The sequence below is a fragment of the Pandoraea sp. PE-S2R-1 genome, from assembly GCF_002179865.1.
Classification (GTDB): domain Bacteria; phylum Pseudomonadota; class Gammaproteobacteria; order Burkholderiales; family Burkholderiaceae; genus Pandoraea.
In genome coordinates, this window is the sequence record NZ_NGUR01000014.1 from 25,295 (window position 1) to 33,913 (window position 8,619).

Consider the following 8,619-nt stretch of genomic DNA (forward strand, 5'->3'; position numbering starts at 1 on the left):
GGCTCATGCTTTCGTCCACTTCATCCAGACGGCCACACGCTTCTGTTGCCGCCACGTCTGCCGCGACGCCAGACGCCATCACAACGCCCAGGCGCAGCGTCATCGCCCGGCGATTTGCCGACGAACTCGATTGCACCGAGGCCGTGCTGAAGCCCGAGACGCTCGCCTTCGCCATTCGCTTCGAAGGCGGCGAAGTGCCGGTGCACAGAGATCTGGCCTATGACCTCTGGTACGCCAGACGTCTCGATGGCACGCGACAGTACTTCGGCAACGAGGGGGTGGTCGACGAGTGGTTCAAGCGCGCTGCGCCGACGCCGGACACTGACGCTGTGACGAGTGCCGTACAGCAGCGATACCGGCTCAAGCGCATGGGGTATCGCTTTGCCGCGCACGCCGTATCTTTGCCGCCGGAGGCTGTGCGCAAACCGCTGCCGCGTGTGGCGCATACGGTATGGCTCGGTGGCAGGATGTCGACATGGATATTTGCCAACATCGCGCGTTTGGGCCGTAGTTTCGAGAAGGCGTCGCCGTCATTTGCCGTGCAACTTCACGTCATGAAGTCGCGTGCGCAGGCACCATCGTTGCACCAGCAACTCGATGGTTTGCCGAACGTCACAGTCAAAGTCCTCACCGACGAGCCGTTTTTTCGCGACTTCGCGGCTTCGCCGTCGTTTGCCATGTTCCGTGAGCTGACGGCAGCGAAATACTGGAGCGCGCCACACGACGCCGTGCGCTACCGGGTGCTGCACGCACTCGGTGGCATCTTGTTCGATCCGCGCGACAAGTTCCGATTTGGCCCGCTGACGCTGCCTGAGGCGTTGGCGCTGGCCGACGTGGCGGTGAGCGGGTTCATCGTGCCGCCTCATGCTTGCCAATACAGTCCGTTGCATGTGGGAATCATGGCGTCGTTGCCGGGCAATCCGGCCATCGAAGCCATCAACGACAACATGTGGCGCAAGTGGCAGGAGATGACTGGCGACGGCGCGCCGCCGTGCTATCGCGAGTGGTTGTGCGCGCCGACGCAAGCACCGGATGCGTGGCTCACACGTACGTTGAGTGATCTATGCGGCCCGCACCTCGTGACCCATGTGCTGTATGACTGGGTGCCGGGCATCCGCACGATGGTCGACATGATGAAGGCCAACGAGGATGGCATCGAGATAGGTGGGAATGCCCGTCCGGAATACGCGGCGTTGATGGACTACTACTTCGCGTTCGACAAGCAGATGGCCGCCGTGGATTCTGCCGATGACCGGCGAGACATCGCCATGGATCTCGCGCTGGGCGTGCTGGCGCGCTCGGGGTAAATGAAAACGCCCGCTGCCGGATCGCCGTCATCTTTCATGACGGCCCGGCAGCGGGCGTGGCTGGCTCCCGTAAGGGGCGAGCTTACTTCTTCGACGAAATGATCGCTTCGGCCACGTTCTTCGGGGCTTCCGCGTATTGCTTGAACTCCATCGTGTACGTTGCGCGGCCTTGCGTGAGCGAGCGCAGCGATGTCGAGTAGCCGAACATTTCCGACAGCGGCACTTCGGCGCGCACCAGCTTGCCGCCGCCGCCCGCGATGTCGTCCATGCCCTGCAACATGCCGCGACGGCTCGACAGATCGCCCATCACGTTGCCCATGAACTCTTCAGGCGTCTCCACTTCCACCGCCATCATCGGTTCGAGCAGCACCGGTTCGGCGCGGCGCATCGCTTCCTTGAACGCCATCGAACCGGCCATGCGGAACGCGTTTTCGTTCGAGTCCACGTCGTGGTACGAGCCGAACGTGAGCGTGACCTTCACGTTGACCACCGGGTACCCGGCGACCACACCGTTCGGCAGCGTCTCGCGAATGCCCTTGTCCACCGCCGGGATGTACTCGCGCGGCACCACGCCGCCCTTGATGGCGTCGACGAATTCGTACAGCTTTTCCTTGTCGGGTTCGAGCGTGATCACCACGTCGCCGTACTGACCGCGTCCGCCCGACTGCTTGACGAATTTGCCCTGCACGTCCTCGATTTTCTTGCGGACGGTTTCGCGATAGGCCACCTGCGGCTTGCCGACGGTCGCCTCCACGCCAAACTCGCGGCGCATGCGATCGACCAGAATTTCAAGGTGCAGCTCGCCCATGCCCGAGATGATGGTCTGGCCAGACTCTTCATCGGTCTGCACGCGGAACGACGGGTCTTCCTGCGCGAGACGATTGAGCGCCAGGCCCATCTTCTCCTGATCGACCTTCGTCTTCGGCTCGACTGCCTGCGAAATCACCGGCTCCGGGAATTCCATCTTCTCGAGGATGATGATCGCGTCCGGGTCGCACAGCGTGTCGCCCGTGGTCGCTTCCTTCAGGCCGACGGCAGCCGCGATATCGCCCGCGCGCACTTCCTTCAACTCGATGCGCTGGTTGGCGTGCATCTGAAGAATGCGCCCCATGCGCTCTTTCTTGCTCTTGGTCGGGTTATAGACCGTCGCGCCCGATTCGATCACGCCCGAGTACACGCGGAAGAAGATCAATTGGCCGACGAACGGGTCAGTCATGATCTTGAACGCGAGGGCCGAGAACTTCTCGTCATCGGCCGGGTGACGCTCGATCACCTTGTCGTCTTCGTCGTGACCGGCAATGGCAGGCACGTCGACCGGTGAGGGCAGGTAGTCGATCACCGCATCGAGCATGGCCTGCACGCCCTTGTTCTTGAAGGCCGTACCGCACAGCATCGGCACGATCTCGCCGGCGACCGTGCGTTTGCGCAAGCCGGCCTTGATCTCGTCTTCCGTGAGGGCTTCGCCGCCGAGGTATTTCTCGAGCAGCGCCTCGTCAGCCTCGGCCGCCGCTTCGATCAGCTTGTCGTGCCATTCCTGCGCGCTTGCTTTCAGATTGTCGGGAATGTCGATGTAGTCGAACTTCACGCCTTTCGACGCTTCGTCCCAGACGATGCCCTTCATCTTCACCAGGTCGACCACGCCCTGGAAGTTGTCTTCGGCGCCGATCGGAATCTGAATCGGCACGGCGTTGCCGCGCAGACGCTCGTGAATCTGTTTGTACACGCGGAAGAAATCGGCACCGACGCGGTCCATCTTGTTGACGAACGCGATGCGCGGCACCTTGTACTTGTTGGCCTGACGCCAGACCGTTTCCGACTGCGGCTGCACGCCGCCGACCGAGTCGTAGACCATGCAGGCGCCATCGAGCACGCGCATGGAGCGCTCGACTTCAATCGTGAAGTCGACGTGTCCGGGGGTGTCGATGATGTTGATGCGGTGGCGCGGATAGTTGCCGGCCATACCGGCCCAGAAGCAGGTGGTGGCAGCCGACGTAATCGTGATGCCACGCTCCTGTTCCTGCTCCATCCAGTCCATCGTGGCTGCGCCTTCGTGAACTTCGCCGAGCTTGTGATTGACGCCCGTGTAGAACAGGATCCGCTCGGTCGTCGTTGTCTTGCCAGCGTCGATGTGAGCGCTAATGCCAATGTTGCGATAGCGCTCGATGGGAGTTTCTCGGGGCACGATGCACCTCTTTTGCCAGGCGTGGGAAAAGCATAGGAGCAGCCATCATACTCCAATGTCGCGTTACCGCGCTGGCAGGCAATTCGCCCTGAAGACCAGCAGCCACGGGGCTTTTCGACCGACTGGCGCAGGCGGGCAAGCCGCCTGCGCCGGCCTGCTGCATCAGGCGATGTGGCGCTCGCGGGAGAAGGCGAGTACGGCACCGCGCGGGGTGTTGGCCGCGGGTGCCAGGTCGTCACCGTCATGCATCGGGTTCAGGGCCTGCCCGCCGGGCAACTGGAACACGGCGACGGCTTCGCGCAGGTTGCGCGCCTGATCTTCGAGCGAGCCGGCGGCGGCCGTGGCTTCTTCGACGAGGGCGGCATTCTGCTGTGTGACCTGATCCATCTGCATCACGGCGGTGTTGACCTGCTCGATACCGCCAGACTGCTCCGCCGATGCCGCAGAAATCTCACCCATGATGTCGGTCACGCGCTGCACGGCCTGCACGATATCGGTCATGGTGCGGCCGGCCTCGCGTACTTGCGACGAGCCGTCTTCGACCTTGCCGACCGACGTCTCGATGAGCCCCTTGATTTCCTTGGCGGCAGCGGCGCTGCGTTGCGCCAGCGTACGCACCTCACCGGCCACGACAGCGAAGCCACGGCCCTGTTCGCCTGCGCGCGCCGCTTCGACGGCGGCGTTGAGCGCCAGAATATTCGTCTGGAAGGCGATGCCGTCGATCACGCCGATGATGTCGTTGATTTTCGTCGAGCTGGCTGCGATTTCCTGCATCGACGAGACGGCACGCTCCACCACGCGGCCGCCTTCGCCCGCAATCTCCGACGCATTTGCAGCTAACTGGCTGGCCTGACGCGCATTGTCGGCGTTCTGTTTGACGGTGGCCGTCAACTGTTCCATCGACGATGCGGTCTCTTCGAGCGATGCCGCCTGCTCTTCGGTACGTGCCGAAAGATCGGTATTGCCGGCGAGCAATTCACCGGATGCCGAGGCAATCGCCGCCGTGCCGGTGCGCACGCGCCGCACAATCTGATCAAGACTTTCATTCATGTGTTTGAGAGCCGCCATCAACTGGCCAGTCTCGTCGCGGCTCGTGACCTCGATGCGGCTTGTCAGATCGCCTTGCGCCACGCGCTCGGCAATCTGCACGGCGCGCGCGATCGGGCGCGTGACGCTGCGCGTGACCGACCATGCCGCCCCAATCCCCACGATGGCTGCGGCCGCCCCGATGGCAGCAAGCAACCACTTGGCGAAGACAATGTCGGCGCTGGTGGCCGCACCGGTCTCGTCGACGATCTTCTGCTGGAGTTTGACGAGATCCACGGCCTCGGCCTGCATGGCATCGAGCGCGGGCAAGGCCTCGCGTTCCACCACGCCGAGGGCCGCGTCGCGCTGGTCGGCGGCGAGTTGGGTGTTCACGGCGGTGCGGGCCTTCTGGAATGTCTCGTTATGCTGACGAATGCTGGCCAGCAGCGCGCGGCCGTCGTCGGACGTGACGTATTTGTCCAGCACCTGCTGGGCTTGGGCGATACGCGCGAGGTTCACGTCGATGCGCTCGTTGTACGTCTTGCGTAGCGCGGGGTCGTTCGTGGTGAAGACTTCGAGCAGACGGCGTCCGTTGCCGCGCACCATGGCGTCGATGGTGTGGGCCGCATCGGCCTTGGACCAGGCGCTGGTCAGCAGCATCTCGTTGGCGCGTTCGATCGCCACGAAACGTACTAGCGCGATGGTGAGCATGGCGAGCAACAGCACCAGGAGGGTGCCGAAGCCGATGGCCAGCCGGGTCCGGATTTTAAGGTCGGCGATTCGCATAGGGAATGACTCCGTTTTAGGGATGTGATGTCGCAGCGTCACGGGTGACGTGACGTTTGCGACGTTGCGAGGAGTGGTCGCCGGGCTGCCGCGGCACGCGTCAATACAAGGGATACGGTACGACGCGACGTTGGCTCACGCGCCGGGTTCGACACGTGTGACATGTCCGGCGACGCGTGACGGGGGGATTCGAGGGAAGCCAGTCCGTCTACCTTCGTATACGACTTGAAATACGACTCTCTGAAGGTGTCTTACAGACGAACGGGGTAAACGCCGACATGAATCCTATACAAACCTAACGGCGTAAATGGGCGGCAGATGTGTGCTCATGCACTGCCAGCGCTCGCCCGCGTCCTCGCTGATCCACAGGGCGCCGGTGGTCGAACCCATGGCGAGCGTGCGCCCGCTGGCGTCGACATCGAGGCCGTGCCGGTAGATCAGGTCGTACGACGGTGTTTCGGGCAGCCCGTGGGCGAGGGTGGTGAAGGTCTCGCCGCCGTCGCGGGTGCGGGTGACGACGAGGCGGGCGTCGACGGGAATCCGGCAGGCGTCGCGTTGTGCAGGCACGAACCAGGCGGTATCGGGGTCATGCGGATCGACCGCTGCGGCAAAGCCGAAGCTCGACGGCAGGGCATGAATGCGGCGCCACTGGGTGCCGAAATCCAGACTGCGGAAAATGCCGTTATGGTGCTGGGCCCATAACGCGTTGGGCGCGGTGCGGCATTGCACCAGACGGTGGACGTCCTGCGCGTTCGGATCGAGACGACGTTCCGGCGGCATGTAATCCGCCTCCATGCCGGTGGCGGCGAGCGCCCACGTCTGGCCGTCGTCGCGCGTGCGCCAGACGCCGCCGGTCGAGATCGCCACGATGACGTGGCGGCTGTCGTGCGGGTCGATGCAAATGGAGTGCAGCCCGGGGTGGTCGTAGCCGCCGCCCATCCATTCGGCTCGCTCCGGGCGGTCCCACAGGCTTTGCACGAGATGCCAGTGCTCACCGTGATCGGGCGAGCGGAACAAGCCGCCCGGGATCGTGCCGGCCCACAGCACGCCGGGCGCGTCGGGACCTGCGGCTTCTAGTGTCCAGAGAAGTTCGACGCTCGGGGCTTGCGGCTCGGAGGATGTTGGGGGCACTGAGGAAGTCGCAAGTCCCACGTCGTTGGCGCTGCTTGCGTTGCCGGTCCCGGCGCCTGTGCCTGCGCCGTCGGCTTGCGGGTAGGCGGGTGGCGCCAGTTCGGTCCATTCACGGGCGCCGGCCGCTTTGCGCCAGAGCTTCACGCCGAAGTGCCCGAGATTGAGGGCTGCATAGTCGCTGCCATCACGCGCGTCGTGCAGCACCGCGCTCACGGGCTCACCAGGAAACTCAGGGGTACTGGAGACCAACTGCCAGCCTGACGCGTCGCGATGCCAGGTGAACAAGCCCTTGCGGGTGGCGACCCGCAGTGCGGGTCTGGTGTCGCTTTCCACGATCCTCCTCCTCGGCAGTCTGCGGTTTGCTCACTCGTTCGGTTGGCCGCGCAGACCGACTCGCGCATATCGCCGCATCAACCTTTTTTCAGCTGAGAGATTCGTCCACTCACCCGCCAGACAGCGCTTGTGCAACGTACACGCGGCTCTCTGCGTCGAGGGCATCGCTCAGATGACTGCGATCCTTGAGCAGATGGCCGTCGACAAAGACCGCGACATGCGCGCGCAAACGGCCCTGATCGTTGAAGAGATAACCGCGCAAGCCGGGCGCCCGCGTCGTGCATGTGGCGAGCGCGGATTGCACGGTGGCACCGTCGACCTGCTGTTCATCGACGGGGACGTGACGTTGAATTGCGGGTGCAAACGTGACGGTTGCCATGTCTCAGTGTAGACAACGGTGCGTGGCCCCGTAGTGCGCGTTGCAGCGCTGTTGCGTGATGGCTGCGTTGTAGCGGGCGGGGAATAACGCCCGCTCCGGGCTGACTGCAAACGCTGCGAGCTGAATCGAGGTGTCGAGAATCGCGATCGACGCGATGCACCCTTTGGTTAACGACCCGTGAGTTTCGGTGCGTGTGAAGCGTGATCCCGGGGCGCGGCATCGTATATCGGACACTCCCCAACCCCATTCACCGCTTTATTGTTCACCATTATCGGAGTGCCCGCGAGCGCAGTGCCGCAGGCCAACACCGGGGGAATGAGCGATGGCGAAGAGCAAAGCACGAGATATTGGAATGGGACGCTGGTCGGACGCGGCGATCCGGCGGCAATTGCGTTTGCACCGGGCGGGCGAGCCGTCGCAGACGGAGGATTCGACGGTCAAGCGACCGCCGGCACTGGCGAAATGCGAGGGCCACTTCGTGTGGCTTGGCCGGCAGGCGGCCTTTGTCGGGCGGCAGGACGGGCACCTGCCCGGCGGCGGCCGGCACTACGCCGTATGCACGTCGCAGGCCAAGCGCTTCGATAGCGTCGATGCGGCCCGCGCAGCGGTGGAGGCACTGACGGGCGATGCGATGGTGATGTACGCGTACGCGTCCAACGGCCCGCTGTACATCGTGGGCGGGGAACCCACATGGAAGGGCGCGCCGCTAATGTCTCCCGATCGGCGCGCGTAATCGGGGCGCATTGGCGGCCGCCAATCGGTTACTTGCCCAACTCGTGACCGATCACGCCGCCGACCACGGCGCCGCCAATCGTGCCTGCGGTGCTGCCGCCAGTAGCTTCGTGGCCGATGACGCCACCGGCTGCGGCGCCGCCGAGTGTGCAACCGACGATGGACGCGCCCATGATGAGCGCGGTGGCAAGAACCAGAATCGACTTCGCCGTCTTCATGATGTGTCTCCTGTAGCGAGTGTCAGCCGCGTTTCACGTATTTCACGCGTAGCCATGTAGCGCGCGGCGGTATGGGTACAGCTTAGTTGTCGCATCGCGCGTGCACTATCGGCTGAAACTGAATCGGCTGTAGGAATAGGACGACAGACACTGCGACGGGAGACTGGGGAAGCGAGGGGGCGGGTACCGGTGCGGGAATGTCATGCAGGCCGCGCGCAGGCGAAATAGAAATGGCACCGCAGAAACGACAAGGGCCGCACAGTGTGCGGCCCTTGAAGGGTATCTGGTGGGGCGTGAGTGACTCGAACACTCGACCTACGGATTAAGAGTCCGCTGCTCTACCAACTGAGCTAACGCCCCGGTGTTACCGGGAACAAAAAAGGCTGCAAGTGACAGCCTTTCTCGGCGCCGTTTTCGGTATTGCTTGGTGGGGCGTGAGTGACTCGAACACTCGACCTACGGATTAAGAGTCCGCTGCTCTACCAACTGAGCTAACGCCCCGGTGCAACCGGGAATAAAAAAGGC

General features: G+C 63.7%; 7 protein-coding genes and 2 tRNA genes. 2 read left to right on the forward strand and 7 right to left on the reverse strand.

Translation table 11 applies throughout. The features are described from left to right. The first annotated feature begins 5 nt into the window (after positions 1–5). Positions 6–1,307 carry a hypothetical protein gene (locus CDV44_RS17405; protein WP_141118758.1) on the forward strand — a complete coding sequence of 434 codons (1,302 nt, stop codon included), beginning with the start codon at positions 6–8 and terminating at the stop codon, positions 1,305–1,307. Positions 1,308–1,389: 82 nt separating this feature from the next. Here the strand turns inward: CDV44_RS17405 and fusA are convergent, their stop codons facing one another. The 4 genes from fusA to CDV44_RS17425 all read right to left on the reverse strand — a co-directional run bounded on the left by fusA (position 1,390) and on the right by CDV44_RS17425 (position 7,144). Beyond that, positions 1,390–3,489 (reverse strand): elongation factor G, encoded by a 2,100-nt coding sequence (gene fusA, locus CDV44_RS17410; protein WP_087689157.1) that lies wholly within the window; start codon positions 3,487–3,489, stop codon positions 1,390–1,392. Positions 3,490–3,651: 162 nt separating this feature from the next. After that, complete coding sequence (locus tag CDV44_RS17415; RefSeq protein WP_087689158.1) at positions 3,652–5,301, reverse strand: methyl-accepting chemotaxis protein; 1,650 nt, start codon at positions 5,299–5,301, stop codon at positions 3,652–3,654. Positions 5,302–5,586: 285 nt separating this feature from the next. Further along, entirely contained in the window at positions 5,587–6,765 is a 1,179-nt protein-coding gene (locus tag CDV44_RS17420; RefSeq protein WP_371328782.1) for a WD40/YVTN/BNR-like repeat-containing protein, read from the reverse strand. Positions 6,766–6,874: 109 nt separating this feature from the next. Then, complete coding sequence (locus CDV44_RS17425; RefSeq protein ID WP_087689159.1) at positions 6,875–7,144, reverse strand: MoaD/ThiS family protein; 270 nt, start codon at positions 7,142–7,144, stop codon at positions 6,875–6,877. Positions 7,145–7,496: 352 nt separating this feature from the next. On the opposite strand from CDV44_RS17425, the gene CDV44_RS17430 reads away from it, so the two are divergent. Beyond that, on the forward strand, positions 7,497–7,877 hold the full coding sequence (locus CDV44_RS17430) for a hypothetical protein (protein WP_087689160.1): 381 nt from the start codon (positions 7,497–7,499) through the stop codon (positions 7,875–7,877). A gap of 28 nt (positions 7,878–7,905) precedes the next feature. Here CDV44_RS17430 and CDV44_RS17435 read toward each other — a convergent pair whose 3' ends face one another. From CDV44_RS17435 to CDV44_RS17445, 3 genes are all read right to left on the reverse strand, one after another. Then, entirely contained in the window at positions 7,906–8,094 is a 189-nt protein-coding gene (locus CDV44_RS17435) for a glycine zipper 2TM domain-containing protein (RefSeq protein ID WP_058379190.1), read from the reverse strand. 284 nt (positions 8,095–8,378) lie between these two features. Next, positions 8,379–8,454 (reverse strand) — tRNA-Lys (locus tag CDV44_RS17440). 65 nt (positions 8,455–8,519) lie between these two features. Then, a tRNA-Lys gene (locus CDV44_RS17445) sits at positions 8,520–8,595 on the reverse strand. Positions 8,596–8,619: the final 24 nt, after the last annotated feature.